This is a genomic window from Mesorhizobium sp. M1088, from assembly GCF_040318575.1.
Taxonomy (GTDB): Bacteria; Pseudomonadota; Alphaproteobacteria; order Rhizobiales; family Rhizobiaceae; genus Mesorhizobium.
Window position 1 is genome coordinate 391,470 of sequence record NZ_JAMYMO010000002.1, and the last position, 14,723, is coordinate 406,192.

General features: G+C 62.6%; 16 protein-coding genes. 14 read left to right on the forward strand and 2 right to left on the reverse strand.

What is annotated here, in order from left to right; all coding sequences use genetic code 11:
- Positions 1 to 10 precede the first annotated feature (10 nt).
- The 13 genes from sfnG to NKH49_RS04655 all read left to right on the forward strand — a co-directional run bounded on the left by sfnG (position 11) and on the right by NKH49_RS04655 (position 12,610).
- Positions 11 to 1,111 (forward strand): dimethylsulfone monooxygenase SfnG, encoded by a 1,101-nt coding sequence (sfnG, locus tag NKH49_RS04595; protein WP_352496336.1) that lies wholly within the window; start codon positions 11 to 13, stop codon positions 1,109 to 1,111.
- 55 nt (positions 1,112 to 1,166) lie between these two features.
- A complete protein-coding gene (locus tag NKH49_RS04600; RefSeq protein WP_352470167.1) occupies positions 1,167 to 2,069 on the forward strand; it encodes an ABC transporter ATP-binding protein in 903 nt (300 codons plus the stop codon).
- Positions 2,069 to 2,965 carry a branched-chain amino acid ABC transporter permease gene (locus tag NKH49_RS04605; RefSeq protein ID WP_352453924.1) on the forward strand — a complete coding sequence of 299 codons (897 nt, stop codon included), beginning with the start codon at positions 2,069 to 2,071 and terminating at the stop codon, positions 2,963 to 2,965. The genes NKH49_RS04600 and NKH49_RS04605 overlap by 1 nt, the downstream gene beginning before the upstream one ends.
- 3 nt (positions 2,966 to 2,968) lie before the next feature.
- Positions 2,969 to 4,006 (forward strand): branched-chain amino acid ABC transporter permease, encoded by a 1,038-nt coding sequence (locus NKH49_RS04610; RefSeq protein WP_023722896.1) that lies wholly within the window; start codon positions 2,969 to 2,971, stop codon positions 4,004 to 4,006.
- A gap of 49 nt (positions 4,007 to 4,055) precedes the next feature.
- Positions 4,056 to 5,387 (forward strand): ABC transporter substrate-binding protein, encoded by a 1,332-nt coding sequence (locus NKH49_RS04615; RefSeq protein ID WP_352613954.1) that lies wholly within the window; start codon positions 4,056 to 4,058, stop codon positions 5,385 to 5,387.
- A gap of 64 nt (positions 5,388 to 5,451) precedes the next feature.
- Positions 5,452 to 6,243: an ABC transporter ATP-binding protein gene (locus NKH49_RS04620; protein ID WP_352618968.1), complete on the forward strand. Its 792-nt coding sequence runs from the start codon at positions 5,452 to 5,454 to the stop codon at positions 6,241 to 6,243.
- A complete protein-coding gene (locus NKH49_RS04625; RefSeq protein WP_352618966.1) occupies positions 6,240 to 7,487 on the forward strand; it encodes an SfnB family sulfur acquisition oxidoreductase in 1,248 nt (415 codons plus the stop codon). Before NKH49_RS04620 ends, NKH49_RS04625 begins: the two co-directional genes overlap by 4 nt.
- Positions 7,488 to 7,520: 33 nt before the next feature.
- Complete coding sequence (ssuD, locus tag NKH49_RS04630; protein WP_352618964.1) at positions 7,521 to 8,696, forward strand: FMNH2-dependent alkanesulfonate monooxygenase; 1,176 nt, start codon at positions 7,521 to 7,523, stop codon at positions 8,694 to 8,696.
- Positions 8,693 to 10,111 carry an FAD/NAD(P)-binding protein gene (locus NKH49_RS04635; RefSeq protein WP_352618962.1) on the forward strand — a complete coding sequence of 473 codons (1,419 nt, stop codon included), beginning with the start codon at positions 8,693 to 8,695 and terminating at the stop codon, positions 10,109 to 10,111. The genes ssuD and NKH49_RS04635 overlap by 4 nt, the downstream gene beginning before the upstream one ends.
- Positions 10,112 to 10,138: 27 nt before the next feature.
- A complete protein-coding gene (locus NKH49_RS04640; protein WP_352618960.1) occupies positions 10,139 to 10,657 on the forward strand; it encodes a flavin reductase family protein in 519 nt (172 codons plus the stop codon).
- A 473-nt stretch (positions 10,658 to 11,130) separates the two neighbouring features.
- Positions 11,131 to 11,454 (forward strand): hypothetical protein, encoded by a 324-nt coding sequence (locus NKH49_RS04645; protein WP_352453636.1) that lies wholly within the window; start codon positions 11,131 to 11,133, stop codon positions 11,452 to 11,454.
- Positions 11,455 to 11,709: 255 nt separating this feature from the next.
- Entirely contained in the window at positions 11,710 to 11,877 is a 168-nt protein-coding gene (locus NKH49_RS04650; protein ID WP_352618959.1) for a hypothetical protein, read from the forward strand.
- Between the two features lie 187 nt (positions 11,878 to 12,064).
- The gene (locus NKH49_RS04655; protein WP_352925219.1) at positions 12,065 to 12,610 is read left to right on the forward strand and encodes a group I truncated hemoglobin; all 546 of its coding nucleotides are present in this window, start codon (positions 12,065 to 12,067) and stop codon (positions 12,608 to 12,610) included.
- Between the two features lie 91 nt (positions 12,611 to 12,701).
- On the opposite strand, the gene NKH49_RS04660 is transcribed toward NKH49_RS04655, so the two are convergent.
- Positions 12,702 to 13,295 (reverse strand): SOS response-associated peptidase, encoded by a 594-nt coding sequence (locus NKH49_RS04660; protein ID WP_352618957.1) that lies wholly within the window; start codon positions 13,293 to 13,295, stop codon positions 12,702 to 12,704.
- An 84-nt stretch (positions 13,296 to 13,379) separates the two neighbouring features.
- Entirely contained in the window at positions 13,380 to 13,637 is a 258-nt protein-coding gene (locus NKH49_RS04665; protein WP_031211977.1) for a hypothetical protein, read from the reverse strand.
- 364 nt (positions 13,638 to 14,001) lie between these two features.
- Between NKH49_RS04665 and NKH49_RS04670 the strand changes: the two genes are divergently transcribed.
- Positions 14,002 to 14,484, forward strand: coding sequence for a hypothetical protein (locus NKH49_RS04670; RefSeq protein ID WP_352874296.1), 483 nt, complete (start codon positions 14,002 to 14,004; stop codon positions 14,482 to 14,484).
- The last annotated feature ends 239 nt before the right edge of the window (positions 14,485 to 14,723 follow it).

Here is a 14,723-nt window from a genome sequence, read left to right on the forward strand (position 1 = left end):
AACGAACGAAATGACCTCGAATTCCGACGACGTGAAATTCGCCTACTGGGTCCCGAACGTCTCGGGCGGCCTGGTCATCTCCAACATCGAGCAGCGGACCGGCTGGGACATCGACTATAACCGCAAGCTCGCCCAGATCGCCGAGGCCAACGGCTTCGACTACGCGCTGAGCCAAATACGCTTCACGGCCGGCTATGGCGCCGACAACCAGCACGAATCCGTATCGTTCAGCCATGCCTTGCTTGCGGCGACCACAACGCTGAAAGTCATCGCGGCGATCCTGCCCGGCCCATGGAATCCAGCGCTGGCGGCCAAGCAGATAGCCACCATCAACCACCTGACCAATGGCCGTGTCGCCGTCAATGTCGTCAGCGGGTGGTTCCGCGGTGAGTTCGCCGCCATCGGCGAGCTGTGGCTCGACCATGACGAGCGCTATCGCCGTTCGGAGGAATTCATCCGTGCGCTGCGCGGCATCTGGACCGAGGACAATTTCACTCTGAAGGGCGACTTCTATCGCTTTACCAACTACTCGATGAAGCCGAAGCCGATCGATCCGCAGCCGGAGATCTTCCAGGGCGGCTCATCGCGCGCGGCGCGCGACATGGCTGCGCGGGTTTCCGACTGGTATTTCACCAACGGCAACACGCCGGAAGAGATCAAGAAGCAGGTTGACGACATCAAGACCAAGGCGAAGGCCAATGGCCACAAGGTCAAGATCGGCGTCAACGCCTTTGCCATCGCTCGCGAAACCGAGGCAGAAGCGCGCACCGTGCTCGACGAGATCATCGCCAAGGCCAATCCGGAGGCGGTGCAGGGTTTCGCCGATCAGGTCAAGAACGCCGGCAAGGCCTCGCCGGAAGGCGAGGGTAACTGGGCGAAATCCTCTTTCGAGGATCTTGTCCAATACAATGACGGCTTCCGCAGCAATCTCATCGGCACGCCGGAACAGATTGCCGAACGCATCCTCAAGCTGAAGGATGCCGGCGCGGATCTGATCCTGCTCGGTTTCCTGCATTTCCAGGAAGAGGTGGAGTTCTTCGGCAAGCGCGTCATCCCTCTGGTGCGCGAACTGGAAGCGGCGCGCGACAGGGAGCTCGTCGCCGCGGAATAGGACAGGCGCGGCCTTCAGGCCGCCGCCCGCACGCCTTCAAAATCAGGGACGTTTCATGATTGGTGCTTCGCTGGGAGCCGCCGCATACGAGCGCGCGCCCGAAATCTCCGGGATTCTTGCTGGTGCTGGTCCCGTCGAGGACACGCGCCCGGCGCGCCTGTCGCCAAAGGCTGATGCGATCCTGGCGCTGGGCGGGATCAGCATTTCTTTTGGTGGCGTCATGGCATTGCGGGATGTCGACCTCGAGGTCAAAAGCCGCGAGATCCGCGCGGTGATCGGTCCCAATGGCGCCGGCAAATCCTCGCTGATCAACATCATCAGCGGCCTCTATCACGCCGATCAGGGCAAGATCGCGATCGATGGCCAGTCCTTCTCCCGGGTGTCGGCAAGCCGTCTGGCACGGCTCGGCGTCGCGCGCACCTTCCAGAACCTGGCACTGTTCGGTGGGCTTTCAGTGCGCGACAATATCGCGTCGGGCCGCGTCCACACCCGGCGCGCCAGCTTCGTCGAACATATCGCCGGTCTACCGCGCGCCCGGCGCGAAGATGCCGCGATCGCTGAAAAGGTCGACCAGACAATCGCCTTCCTGCATCTCGAGGCCGTCGCCGATCGCCTGGTCGCAACGCTGCCCTACGGCCTGCAGAAGCGGGTCGAACTGGCGCGCGCGCTTGTCGCCGAGCCGAAGATCCTGCTGCTCGACGAGCCGATGGCCGGCATGACGGCGACCGAGAAGGCCGAGATGGCCGGTTTCGTGCGCGCAGCGCGCGACCGGCACGACGTCACCATCATCCTCATCGAACACGACATCGGCGTGGTCATGGGGCTCTCCGACCGCGTCGCCGTGCTCGACTACGGCCGCAAGATCGCCGACGGGACACCGGCCGAGGTCAGGGCCAATCCGGCGGTGATCCGGGCCTATATCGGCACCGCCGAAGGCGAAGATGGCGAGGGCATCTGATGAGCTACTATGATTTCCTCTTCGTCATCGAGGTGCTGGTCGGTGGCTTGCTCTCAGGCGTCATGTATTCGCTCGTCGCCATCGGTTTCGTGCTGATCTACAAGACGTCGGGCGTGCTGAACTTCGCGCAAGGGTCGATGGTGCTGTTCGCCGCACTCACCTTTGTCAGCCTTGTCGAACGCGGCATCCCGTTTGCGCTTTCAATGCTCATTACCCTCGCGGTCATGGTTGCGCTGGGCTTCACCATCGAGCGAACTGTGCTGAGGCCGCTGGTCAATCGCTCGCCGATGACGCTGTTCATGGCCACGCTTGGCCTGTCTTACATCATTGAAGGCGCTGCCCAGTTGGTGTGGGGCACGCAGGTGCACGGGCTCGATCTCGGCATCGACGACACGCCGTTCGAGGTCGGCGGTATCCTGATATCGTCGTTCGATCTTCTTGCTGCAGGCATTGCCGCGGCGATGGTCGCCGGCTTGAGCGCATTCTTCTATTGGACCCGCGTCGGCCTAGCGTTTCGCGCCGTCGCAGACGACCAGTTCGCGGCGCTCGCCGTCGGGCTGCGGCTGCCCCGGATCTGGGGAACGGTGTGGACGGCCGCGGGGTTCGTGGCACTGGTCGCGGGGCTCTTGTGGGGCGCGCGCCTCGGCGTCCAGTTCTCGCTGTCGCTGATCGTGCTGAAGGCGCTGCCGGTGCTGGTGCTTGGCGGCTTCGATTCTATCCTCGGCGCCATCGTCGGCGGCCTCATCATCGGCGCCAGCGAGAAGCTCGCCGAGGTCTACCTCGGACCCTTTGTCGGTGGCGGCATCGAAGGCTGGTTCGCCTATGCGCTGGCGCTGGTCGTCCTGCTGGTGCGCCCCTCCGGCCTGTTTGGCCAGAAGACTGTCGAAAGGGTCTGACCGATGGCCGTGCAAGCGCTCGATGCCGCAAGGCTTCCCATCGACTGGCAGAGGTTAGCTCTGCCCGTCGCCCTGATTGCCGTGGCCTACGGCCTGATCCCCGCCTATGCGTCGAGCTATCTCGTCGAGGCGATCCTGCTGCCGTTCCTTGCGCTCAGCCTGGCGGCGGTCGGCCTCAACCTTTTGACCGGCTATTGCGGCCAGCTTTCGCTGGGCTCCTCCGCCTTCATGGCGGTCGGCGCTTTCGCCGCCTACAATTTCAACCTTCGGGTCGAAGGACTGCCGCTGGCTGCGACCATGATCCTGGCCGGGATTTCAGCCGCCGGCATCGGCGTCGTGTTCGGATTGCCGAGCCTGCGCCTGCGCGGCTTCTATCTCGCCGTCTCAACGCTCGCCGCTCAGTTCTTCGTGCAGTGGGCGCTGACCAAGTTCGGGTGGTTCTCCAACGACAACCCTTCCGGGGTGATCTCGGCGCCGCACCTTGCCGTTGCGGGCTTCTCGCTCGACAGGGCGACGGGCCGCTACCTGCTCTCGGTGACCACGGTCATCGTGCTCACGGCGCTCGTCTGGCGCCTGGTCAACAGCGCGACCGGCCGCAATTTCATCGCCGTGCGCGACAACGAAACCGCCGCGCGGGTGATCGGCGTCCCTGTGCTGAAGACCAAGCTGCTCGCGTTCGCCATCTCGTCCTTCATCATCGGCGTCGCCGGGGTGCTGTGGGCCTTCACCTATCTGCGCACCGTCGAGCCGGCCGGCTTCAATCTCGACCGCTCGTTCCAGATCCTGTTCATCATCATCATCGGCGGGCTGGCCTCGATACGCGGCGCCTTTCTGGGAGCGGCGTTCATCGTCATCTTTCCGCTCATCCTGTCGCGGCTTGGCGCCTTCCTGTTTGGCGGACTGTTCGATTCGGGTGTTCTCGACATGAGCCAGCGCATCGTGCTCGGCGCGCTCATCATCATCTTCCTCATCGCGGAACCGAACGGGCTGTCGGCCCTCTTCGACCGCCTGAAACGACGGATCGGCTCAAGGTCCAGCTGAGCGCCGCTCGACATCCTCTCACGGACCACAACCTCAGGAGACGCAATCCATGACCTTCTTCAGTCACCTCAAGAAAGCGGCGATCGCCACGGCTTTCGTCCTCGGCGCGACGGCGGTCCACGCCGACGAGCAGTATTTTCCCCTGCAGAGCTACCGCGTCGGCCCTTATGCCGCCGGCGGCACCGGCTTCTTCGGCGGCTTCATCGACTATCTCAACCTGATCAACATCCGCGACGGCGGCGTCAACGGCGTCAAACTGACCTGGAGCGAGGGCGAGACGCAGTATGAGGTCGAGAAGGGCGTCGAGGTGTATGAACGATTGAAGAGCAATCCCGGCATCGCCGCCTGGAACCCGCTTTCGGTCGGCATCGCCTATGCCATGATCGACCGCATCACCGATGACAAGGTGCCGCTGATTACCATCAACCACGGCCGCACCGACACCACGGACGGACGCGTGTTCCCTTACGTCTTCCCGCTGCTGCTCAATCCCTACAGCGAGACCTCGGGCATCGTGAACTATATCGCCTCCAAGGAAGGTGGCCTCGACAAGCTCAAGGGCAAGAAGATCGTCGTGCTCTATCACGGCTCGCCCTATGGCAAGGAGACGATTCCGATCTATGAGCTGCTGTCGCAGAAATACGGCTTCGAGCTGTCGCAGATCGAGGTTCCGCATCCAGGCAACGAGCAGCAGGCGCAGTGGCTGACGATCCGTCGCGAGCATCCGGACTATGTGGTGCTGCGCGGCTGGGGCGTGATGAACCCGGTTGCGCTCAAGACCGCGCAGAAGACCGGCTTCCCGGCCGATCACATCGTCGGCAATGTCTGGTCGAATTCGGAAGAGGATGTGATCCCCGCCGGCGATGCCGCCAAGGGCTATACGGCCATCACCACCCAGGCGTCAGGCGAGCAGTATCCGGTGGTCCAGGAGATCGTCAAAACGGTCTACGGCGCCGGCAAAGGCAATCTCGAGGAAAAGAGCCGTATCGGCTCGGTCTACCACAATCTCGGCATCGTCAACGGCATCCTCAATGTCGAGGCGGTCCGCATCGCGCAGGCCAAGTTCGGCAACCGCACGCTCACCGGCGACGAAGTCCGCTGGGGCTTCGAGCATCTCAAGCTCGATCCGGCACGCGTCGAGGCGCTGGGCGCCAAGGACCTGTTCCACTCGATCAACGTCTCCTGGGACAATCACGAAGGTGACGGCTACGTGACCTTCCAGCAGTGGGACGGCAAGAAGTGGAACGTCGTCTCCGACTGGATTGCGCCCGACTGGAAGCTGCTGCGTCCGATCATCGAGAAGTCGTCCGAGGCCTATGCCAGGGAAAAGGGCATCAAGATCCGCACGGCCGAAGACGCCGAAGCAGTGGTCAGCAACTGAAGTCCAACAACTCGCGGCCGGCCCACGGGCCGGCCGCGATTTCCTGCCTATTGCGGAGTCATCGATGTCCAGCCCGGAAAATCCGATCCTGTCGGTCAGTCGCGTGGAGGCCGTCTACAACGGCGCCATCGCCGCCCTGCACGGTGTCGACCTGTCGGTCGGCAAAGGCGAGATCGTCGCACTGCTCGGCTCCAACGGCGCCGGCAAGACGACCCTGCTACGCGCCGTATCCAATCTCCTCCCGGCCGAGCGCGGTACTGTTACCGCTGGCCGGATCACTTTCGACGGCGAGGATGTCTCCAGGGCAACCCCCTCTCACCTCGTCCGCAAGGGTCTGGTCCAGGTCCTCGAGGGCCGACACTGCTTCCGCTCGCTGACGGTCGAGGAGAACCTTCTGACCGGCGCGCTCGGGCATTCGTCTTCCCGCACCGGCGTCAAGGCCGACCTCGACCGCGTCTATGCGCTTTTCCCCAGGCTCACCGAGAAGCGCCGAACCCGGTCCGGCCTCACCTCCGGCGGCGAGCAGCAGATGACGGCGATCGGCCGCGGTCTGATGTCGCGGCCGAAACTCTTCGTGCTGGACGAGCCTTCGATGGGGCTGGCGCCGCTGATCGTCGACGAGATTTTCAGCGCTTTGAAGCGGCTCAATCGGGACGAAGATCTTTCGATCCTTGTCGCCGAGCAGAATTCGGCAGTGGCGCTGAAATATGCCGACCGCGCCACCGTGCTCGAAAACGGAAAGAGCGTGCTGGAAGGGTCGGCCGCCGACCTGCGCCAGCGCGACGACATCAAGACCTACTATCTCGGCGGCACGCCGCTTCCATCGCAACATTTTCCCCAGGAGACCGCAGCATGACCATCCAATCGAAGCAGCCGTCCGATATCCGCAGCGCCGTCCCCCCGGTTGAGCGTCCGTCGGCCAGAGCGCATGTCATCAAGACCGACGCCGAGGCGATCGCTGTGGCGGAAAAACTGGCCGCAGACTTCGCCAAGGACGCCTCCAGGCGGGACCGCGAGCGCATCTGGCCGAAGGAAGAGCTCGATGCGTTTTCGCAGAGCGGCCTGTGGTCGATCAACGTGCCGAAGGCCTATGGCGGACCGGAACTCTCCTATGTGACGCTGTCGAAGGTGATCACCATCATCTCGGCGGCCGATCCGTCGCTCGGCCAGATTCCGCAGAACCATCTCGGCGTCGTCGCCGCCATCCGCACCGTCTCTGACGAGGCCCAGAAGCAGTTGCTCTTCGCCGAAGTTCTGTCCGGCACGCGGTTCGGCAACGCGTTCTCGGAATTCGGCTCCAAGCGGGCGGCCGACTTCGAGACCAAATTCGTCGACGCTGGCGACCACGTCGTGGTCAATGGCCAGAAATTCTATTCCAGCGGCGCGCTGCTCGCCCATCTGGTGCCGATCGTGGCGCTCGATGACGAGGGCCGGGCCTGGTATGCCATCGCCGATCGCGGCGCGCCCGGACTGACGGTCATCGACGACTGGTCGAGCTTCGGCCAGAAGACGACGCTGTCCGGCACAGTCCTGCTCGACAATGTGAAAGTGCCGAAGACGCATCTCGTCCCCGGCTACAAGGGCTATGACCGGCCGACGGCCGACGGCGCCATCTTCCAGATCATCCAGGCTGCTGTCGATCTCGGCATCGCCAACGCGGCGATCGACGAAACCGTCAGATTCGTGCGCACGAAGTCGCGCGCGTGGATCGACAGCGGCGTCGATCATGCCTGGCAGGATCCCTACACGATCCAGGCCGTCGGTGACCTTCGCCTGCGGGCCAATGCGGCGCAGGCCGTTCTGGACAAGGCAGGGCTGGCGGTCGACCGCGCCGTGGCCGATCCGAACGATAAGACCGTCGCGGAAGCGCAGATCGCGGTTGCCGAATCCAAGATCCTCACCACCGAGATCGCCATCAACGCCACCAACAAACTGTTCGAACTCGCCGGCACGCGATCCACACTGGCCGAGCACAATCTCGACCGGCACTGGCGCAACGCCCGAACCCACACGCTGCACGATCCGGTGCGCTGGAAATACGCGATCCTCGGCAACTATTACCTGAACGACGTCAATCCGCCGCTACACGCCTGGAGCTGAGCGAGAACGCCGTAAAGTCATAGAGGACTGTTCATGAGCACTGCCATCCCCGACAGGATCAAGGTCCTGTGGTTTCTTCCGACCCATGGCGACAGCCGCTATCTCGGCACCTGCGAGGGGGGCAGGGCGGTCGACCTGCCCTATCTGACCCAGGTCGCCAAGGCCGCCGACGCCATCGGCTATTACGGCGCGCTGCTGCCGACCGGCCGAAGTTGCGAGGACAGCTGGGTCGTGGCGTCGGCGCTGGCGCCGTTGACGCAGCGGCTCCGCTTCCTCGTTGCCGTCCGTCCCGGGCTGCAGTCGCCGACGCTCGCGGCGCGGATGACCTCGACGCTCGACCGCATTTCGGGCGGGCGCCTGCTCATCAACGTCGTCACCGGCGGCGACCCGGTCGAGAACAAGGGCGACGGCATCTTCCTCAGCCATGACGAGCGCTATGAGGTGACGCGGGAATTCCTCGATATCTACAAGGCCGTGCTGCGCGGCGAGACCGTTGCCTACGAAGGCAGACATTTCCGCATCGAGGACGGAAGGCTGCTGTTCCCGCCTGTGCAGACGCCGCATCCGCCGCTATATTTCGGCGGCTCGTCGGAGGCGGCCAATGCGGTCGCCGCCGCGCAGATCGATAAATATCTGACCTGGGGCGAACCGCCGGCTGACGTCGCCGCAAAGGTCGACCATGTGCGCGGCCTTGCCGAGAAGGCCGGACGCCAGGTGAGTTTCGGCATCAGGCTGCATGTCATCGTTCGCGAAACCAATGACGAAGCCTGGGCCGATGCCGACCGCCTGATCAGCCGCCTGGACGACAAGACGATCGCCGAGGCGCAGAAGGTTTTCGCGCGCATGGATTCCGTCGGCCAGTCGCGCATGAGCCGGCTGCATGGCGGCCGTCGCGACAAACTCGAAATCAGTCCGAATCTGTGGGCCGGTGTCGGCCTGGTGCGTGGCGGCGCCGGCACCGCTCTGGTCGGCGATGCGGCTACGGTGGCGGCACGGATCGATGAATACCGGCGCATAGGCATCGATACATTCATCCTGTCCGGTTACCCGCATCTGGAGGAAGCCTATCGCTTCGGCGAACTTGTGTTGCCGCAGCTGCCACTCGATCACGAGATCTCAACGCGGCAGACGGCCGTCAACATGGGCCCCTTCGGCGAAACCGTGGCCGGCGACCATCGCCCGTCGGCGCTGCGCGCGAGCCAGTCTTGAGCGCCAGCGCACCGATCATAGCGATTGTCGGCGGCGGCTTTTCAGGTGCGGCGACTGCGTTTCATCTGGCGCGACTGCTCCCGGCCGGTGCATCCGATATCGTGGTCGTCGAGCCCCGCGAGGGGCTCGGCTATGGTCTGGCTTACTCCACGGCCGATCCGGCGCATCGTATCAATGTGCCGGCGTCGAGAATGACGCTGATCTCCGGCCAGGACAGCCACTTTGCCGACTGGCTGGAGCAGACCAGAGCCATTGTAGACGATGCCGAGGCTATTGCCGCCTACGGAGCACTCTACCCGCAGCGTCGCGTTTTCGGGCGCTATGTGGAATCTCATCTCCGGCCCTTCCTTCTCAGCAAAACGATCCGCCATGTCAGGTCCGCCGTCGCATCGGTCGAGCGCACCGGCGAGGGCTACCGTCTGATCCTCGCTGATGGCGGGACGCTCGCTGCCGACGCCGTGGTGATTGCGACGACGCATCCGCCGCCGGCCTTGCCGATGCCCCTGAAGTCCGTGGCTGGCACAGCCGGGCTGGTGGCCAATCCCTATGATCTCGAGAGGCTGGAAGCGATCGGCCGCGACGACCGTGTCCTGGTCGTGGGCACCGGACTGACGTCGGCGGACGTGATTGCAACGCTCGACCGCAAGGGGCATCGTGGCCACATCGTCGCGCTGTCACGCCACGGCTATCGCTCGCGCAGCCATGCCGCGATGCTGGCCGATCCAATTGGCGATTTCACGACCCTTCCTTCACGCAGCGCAACGGCACTATTCAGGCGCATCCGGGTAACGATCCTTGATGCCAAGCGTCGGGGCGAAGACTGGCATCCGGTGCTCGATGCCGTCCGACTTCAGGGACAAACCATCTGGCAGGCCTTGCCGCTGGCCGAGCAGCGACGTGTGGCACGCCATCTTCGTGCGCTCTGGGACGTGCATCGCTTCCGCCTCGCGCCGCAAGTTGCGGACGTGCTCGATCGATGCGTCGCCGAGGGCAAGCTTGCCTATCGCGCCGCAACGATTGTCGGCGCCGAACAGGTCGACGGACGCATTTGCGTCAGGCAGCGGCTGCGTGGCCAACGCAGCCTCGTTGTCGAGGCTTTCGACAGTGTGGTCGTGACGACCGGACCGGCGCACGCCGATATCTTGCGGACCAACACGGCGATTGCGGCGCTCGAGCGGATGGGACTGGTCCGGCTCGACCCGATTGGTCTTGGTTTGGAGACCGACAGCCAAGGCCGTGCGGTCGGCACATCCGGGCGCCCGACCGACAGCATTTTCGTCAGCGGGCCATTGGCGCGAGGCAGCGTCGGCGAACTGATGGGAATTCCCGAAGTCACCGCACATGCCGAGCGCATCGCCGCCGAAATTCACCAATGGTTGGGATACCAAACGGCGTTGCGTCGCAAGGCGTCGTGAAGCTGCAAACACGATGAGGCTATCCAGATGACACTGACCGAACGCGTTCCCCTAGTGGAAACCTTAGTGGAAAGCCGGGTTCCCCTGAAATTTGCGATGCGACACCTGGCCGGAGCTGTCTCCGTGGTCACCGCAGGTGTTGGCGACGAACGGACGGGCGCAACCGTTATCACCGCCCATTCCCTATCGGTCGAACCAGAGGTGATGGTTGTCAGCATCAATCTGAACTCGTCTACCTGGGCAGCCATCAGCCGGCATCGGCATTTCTGCGTGAATGTGCTGCGTGCTGACCAGATCGCGATTGCCGACCGCTTTGCCGGGCGCGGTGGCCTGAAGGGGTCGGCGCGCTACGAGGGCGCTCGCTGGTCCAGCCTTGCAAGCGGCGCACTGGCACTCGACGAGGCGCTTGCCGCGGTCGACTGCACGGTTGAGGATACTATTATTCGCCACAGCCACGCGCTGATCCTCGGCAGCGTCCGGCATGTGGTGAGCGGAGAGCCCGGCCCGGCGCTGATCTATCATCACGGCGCATACGGATCGTCGTAAACGTATTTCGGTTCCTGGTGCTTGGCGGCGCGGCGAAGGTCCAGGCATTCAAATGAAGGTCTAATCTAGAATGCCTTGGAGAGAAAACAGTAAAGGCGAGGCAGGTCTTTTGGCGTCCAGCCAGAACCGCAGGCTAGAAGTGATTCCCAGCCATTTTGTCGCCCGTCACAATGTTACAAAACTCATCGTAAGTAGTTGATTTTATTAGGGATACTTAGAGTTCAATCCTCTCTCGCAGCACCGGATTGTTTCGCTGGCGCATCTTCCAAGGCCTCCTTGACCTGCTCGACGATGATTGTGCGCGGTTGGCGAGGTTGCCGAAAAATGTGGCACCCCGCGACCTGCCGAGTGACACGCGCACAGGCTCGTCAAAAGCTGTGGTCTTGCACACTCACCTCACGGCGCTCGCACGCGCCATGATGCGCGCGGGGAAGGCGTTCCAGTCTGCCCTGCTGCAGGCGGCTTAACAAAGCTTGCAGCCGGGAACAACCACTCAACGACTCGCGTTTCTTGCCAAGGCCCGCTTCTTTTGCAACGGGGCGGCGGGCGTCGAAGGCTCGCAAATGTCGCGCCGGCGTTTCAATCGCACTCGCCTCAGCCCTCACGATTTGGCTATTTGTGAACGCGTGTTTGATCAGGTTTGCGCAGATGAGCACATTGACCCTCTAAGCCTGGATGCCGAAGCCTTGGCGGTGATGATTGTCGCAATCTTCCGAAACGTGACTACCAATGAGCGCGAACTGCTGGAGGAAGTTAGGTCTCTTCGTCGCTCAAAAGGCGCAGAGAAGGCGCACTAGCTAGGCGGCGTTCCGAGGCGACTTGGCCTAGTCCCGCTTTGGCACAGCCGTTTGGCATCTGAATTGCTCATTGAGAATCGCCAGAGTGTAGCCACCGAGCTTGCGAAGGGGACGGAAATGGGCTTAGCCGAAGACTTATCGGATGTCGCGCTCACATTCGAATGTCCGGATTGCTTGCATCCGGCGGTAAGAAGGGGCTCTGCACTAAGAACAATCGCGCACTTCAGATGCGACGGGTGCAACGCCAAGGTGCGGATGACCTATCCGCAGAAGCTCGCGATCTTCGAAAAGCACAGGCTATTGGCCGCAGGCGACCGCCGCCAGCGAGGTCAGGAACACTACGGTGCCCGCAACATCGATCGGGTCGCCGATGCGGCCGAAGTGGCTTCGCGACCTCTGCCGCGTGCGGCGACGCGTGCTTAAGCCTTCCTCATCCGCGCGACCTTTACGCATGTTGACCATGACAATGCGGTCAATCGGAATAATTCGGGCGAAGGGCTCGTTAGTTCTTTAGGCGGTGCTAAAATACGGCAAGTGTCCGAATGCCATTTCATGAAGCCCGCCAGACAGGCTGCGGCTCGCTCTGGCCTAACCTCGAAGGGAACCAGGGATGAAAATTTCGACTTCTCTGACAAGACGAAGTGTTGTCGCCGCGCTGGCGCTGACCGCCGCATCGACGTCGGTATTGCCTGCCGACAAGGCGCTCGCGCAGACGAAGAAAACCACATCCGAGAAAAGTCTGTATGAGCGGCTGGGCGGCGTGTTTGCCATCGCAGCGGTGATCGATCACTTCAGCGACGCCGTCGTGAGGAACCCGATCGTAGGCCAAAAGTCCAAGAATCCGCAGCTGCGCAAATGGCACACCAAGAACCTTGAAAGGTTGCCCGGCCTCAAGTTCATGCGCACGCTGTGGGTCTGCGACGTTTCTGGCGGGCCCTTCAAGTTCGTCGCCACCAAGCCCGGCACGACGCCGCTCGGCCTCGAGGAGGCGCATCGCGACCTGCGGATTTCCCCCGCGGAATTCGATGAGGTCGCAGCCGAACTCGGGCGGACCTTGGATCATTTCAAGATTCCGAAGCCTGAGAAAACCGAAGTCCTGGAAGCTTTCGCCGCCCACAAGGACGAGGTCACCGCCGGCTACGTCAAGCGGGGCTGAAGCGCTTATATCGCGCGGGCATTCGTTCTGAGCATGGCGCGCGTCGCCGTGAGGCGCGGCCGCAGCTCAGCGCGCAATTTTCCGATGGTTCCTACTCCGAACCTGCCCGAGCTGTCTCCACTCTGAGCGACCCTACCGGCAACGGCCGCAGGAGTTCAGCCTCGGACCTCGTGAGATGGATCCAGGCCGCCCAGTCCGATGGCCGCAGCACAACCACTTGCCGGTTGTGATATGGCGCCACGTCCGGCCCTGGCTCGCTCGTCAGCATCGTGAACGTCGGCGGCTTGTTGCCGACACCCTCGCGCCACAGCCCGGCAATCGCCATGAACGAATGGCCATTCAGCGTGAACCTGTGCTTGGTTTTTGGATATTTCGTTCCCGTGAATTCGAAGAATGCCGACGCCGGAACGAGACAGCGCTTGCTGTTGCTGAACTGCCGGCCCTCCGAGCGAAAGTTGAATACAGGTCCGCCTTTTGGCCCGGCCGGGGGAAAGCCGAATGTCATCGACGCCAGTTCGATTGCGTCGCCGGCGGCGCGCATTACAGGTGCGGGGTCGTTGATGTGGATGTCATCCGCCTGCGGCAGATCCAGTTCGGTTTGATGGCTGGGGATTTTGAGCGCCAGCGATTCCATCATCCGGCAGTATTCGGCCCAGGCGATGTGCTGCTCGTAGTCATTGCACATGGAATGGCTCCGCACGCTCGATCGAGATCAGTTCAATATAGCGTTTATCGGTGGGCGCCGATTGCTGGGGGATTTGATATAAGCCTATTTGGGCCGGCGTGCGGCAGCGATGGCCTGCAACAGATTGATGCTGTTCACGTCGGGTTCGCTGGATGCGGCAACGGCAAGTGCGGCGGCTTCGGCTATTTTCGCGACGTCGTCGCTGCTGATCGTTCCACGCTTTTCCAGCAGATTTACGAGTTCGACAACGAGAAGAAAGGCGTTCACACCATATCGTTCGGCTCTGAGCTCGAACTCGCCTCGAGCCAATTTCTCCGCGTCTCCTTCAGCCCGTTTGTCCACGTTGGCGTCCTCTCCTATGGCTACACGCTATTAACGCTTAGCACGAATGGTTTAATCCTTCGAACTGGCCACAACCTTCGCCAGTTGCCCGGCATAGTGTCGCCGGGGGCAGGGGCATGGGTTCAGCCAAGGATGAGACCAACCAACAGAACGGTAATAATAAAGGACAACACGACGGCAAGTAGCCCGCATGCTTCCAAAGTGTTGGTTTGCCAAGCTTTCGTCGGGCGCCTCCGGTTTGAATTGCCGTTTCGCGAAACAAACTTCATCGGGCACCAGATCGGACGCGGAGCCGGCTTGAACTTGGCAAAGCGCTCCTCTTCATCGGCCCGGAAGGCATCTCCGCGAAACTCCGGAGCACCGTATGCGCGGCGCCGGCCTGCCTTTCATCGACGCGGGCCATCACCAGTACGACACCTTCTGCGATCTTCGGCTTGCGCGGCTTCTGGGCAGAATTGGCGAAAGTTCCGAGAAGCACGCCGGCAAAGCCGCCCCACGCCGCACCGACCAGGGCCATGCCGGTCATCCCCGCGGGATCAACGTCTTGAACTCCAAAAGCGCTGAAGCCGGCCAACAGACCAGCCGTGGCGCCAAGTGCGGCACCAGCAATCGCACCCCGCCAGAGAGCGCTCATCTCATCGTCGTAATATCCAGCAACGCTGATCGGTTCATCATTGTCGTTGTAAGATCCGACCACGCTGATCTGGCGGCGGCGAATCCCGGCAGCCTGAAGTCTGGCCACGGCACGTGCTGCCTGGGCATGGGAATTGAACAGTCTGCTGATTGTTTGCATTACGCCCAGGCCCGACGCCTGTTCGGAGCGTCGGGCCTCTCCTCCCTGGCTTGAACTCTTCCGCCCGGACGCATCTTCGTCGCGCCAAAGCTCACCACAACGTGAACCAGCCGGCTACGTTCCTCAGCGGGGGCTTCGGTCCAATCCTGGAGTATCCTGCTTGGGACCTAAGTCTGACCAGCTTGGGCGCGCTGAGGCCATGCCGAGCGGGGACGGTCGCCGGCTCGAAGAGAGGGTTCAGATGCTATCGCAGACCCAAAAAGCTCAAAATGGCGATTACGATCACGATCGCG

Excerpts from the sequence above, each read along its gene's own strand:
- sfnG (WP_352496336.1), top strand. The coding sequence starts at position 11 with ATGACCTCGAATTCCGACGACGTGAAATTCGCCTACTGGGTCCCGAAC.
- NKH49_RS04600 (WP_352470167.1), top strand. The coding sequence starts at position 1,167 with ATGATTGGTGCTTCGCTGGGAGCCGCCGCATACGAGCGCGCGCCCGAA.
- NKH49_RS04605 (WP_352453924.1), top strand. The coding sequence starts at position 2,069 with ATGAGCTACTATGATTTCCTCTTCGTCATCGAGGTGCTGGTCGGTGGC.
- NKH49_RS04610 (WP_023722896.1), top strand. The coding sequence starts at position 2,969 with ATGGCCGTGCAAGCGCTCGATGCCGCAAGGCTTCCCATCGACTGGCAG.
- NKH49_RS04615 (WP_352613954.1), top strand. The coding sequence starts at position 4,056 with ATGACCTTCTTCAGTCACCTCAAGAAAGCGGCGATCGCCACGGCTTTC.
- NKH49_RS04620 (WP_352618968.1), top strand. The coding sequence starts at position 5,452 with ATGTCCAGCCCGGAAAATCCGATCCTGTCGGTCAGTCGCGTGGAGGCC.
- NKH49_RS04625 (WP_352618966.1), top strand. The coding sequence starts at position 6,240 with ATGACCATCCAATCGAAGCAGCCGTCCGATATCCGCAGCGCCGTCCCC.
- ssuD (WP_352618964.1), top strand. The coding sequence starts at position 7,521 with ATGAGCACTGCCATCCCCGACAGGATCAAGGTCCTGTGGTTTCTTCCG.
- NKH49_RS04640 (WP_352618960.1), top strand. The coding sequence starts at position 10,139 with ATGACACTGACCGAACGCGTTCCCCTAGTGGAAACCTTAGTGGAAAGC.
- NKH49_RS04650 (WP_352618959.1), top strand. The coding sequence starts at position 11,710 with ATGACCTATCCGCAGAAGCTCGCGATCTTCGAAAAGCACAGGCTATTG.
- NKH49_RS04655 (WP_352925219.1), top strand. The coding sequence starts at position 12,065 with ATGAAAATTTCGACTTCTCTGACAAGACGAAGTGTTGTCGCCGCGCTG.
- NKH49_RS04660 (WP_352618957.1), bottom strand. The coding sequence starts at position 13,295 with ATGTGCAATGACTACGAGCAGCACATCGCCTGGGCCGAATACTGCCGG.
- NKH49_RS04670 (WP_352874296.1), top strand. The coding sequence starts at position 14,002 with ATGCGCGGCGCCGGCCTGCCTTTCATCGACGCGGGCCATCACCAGTAC.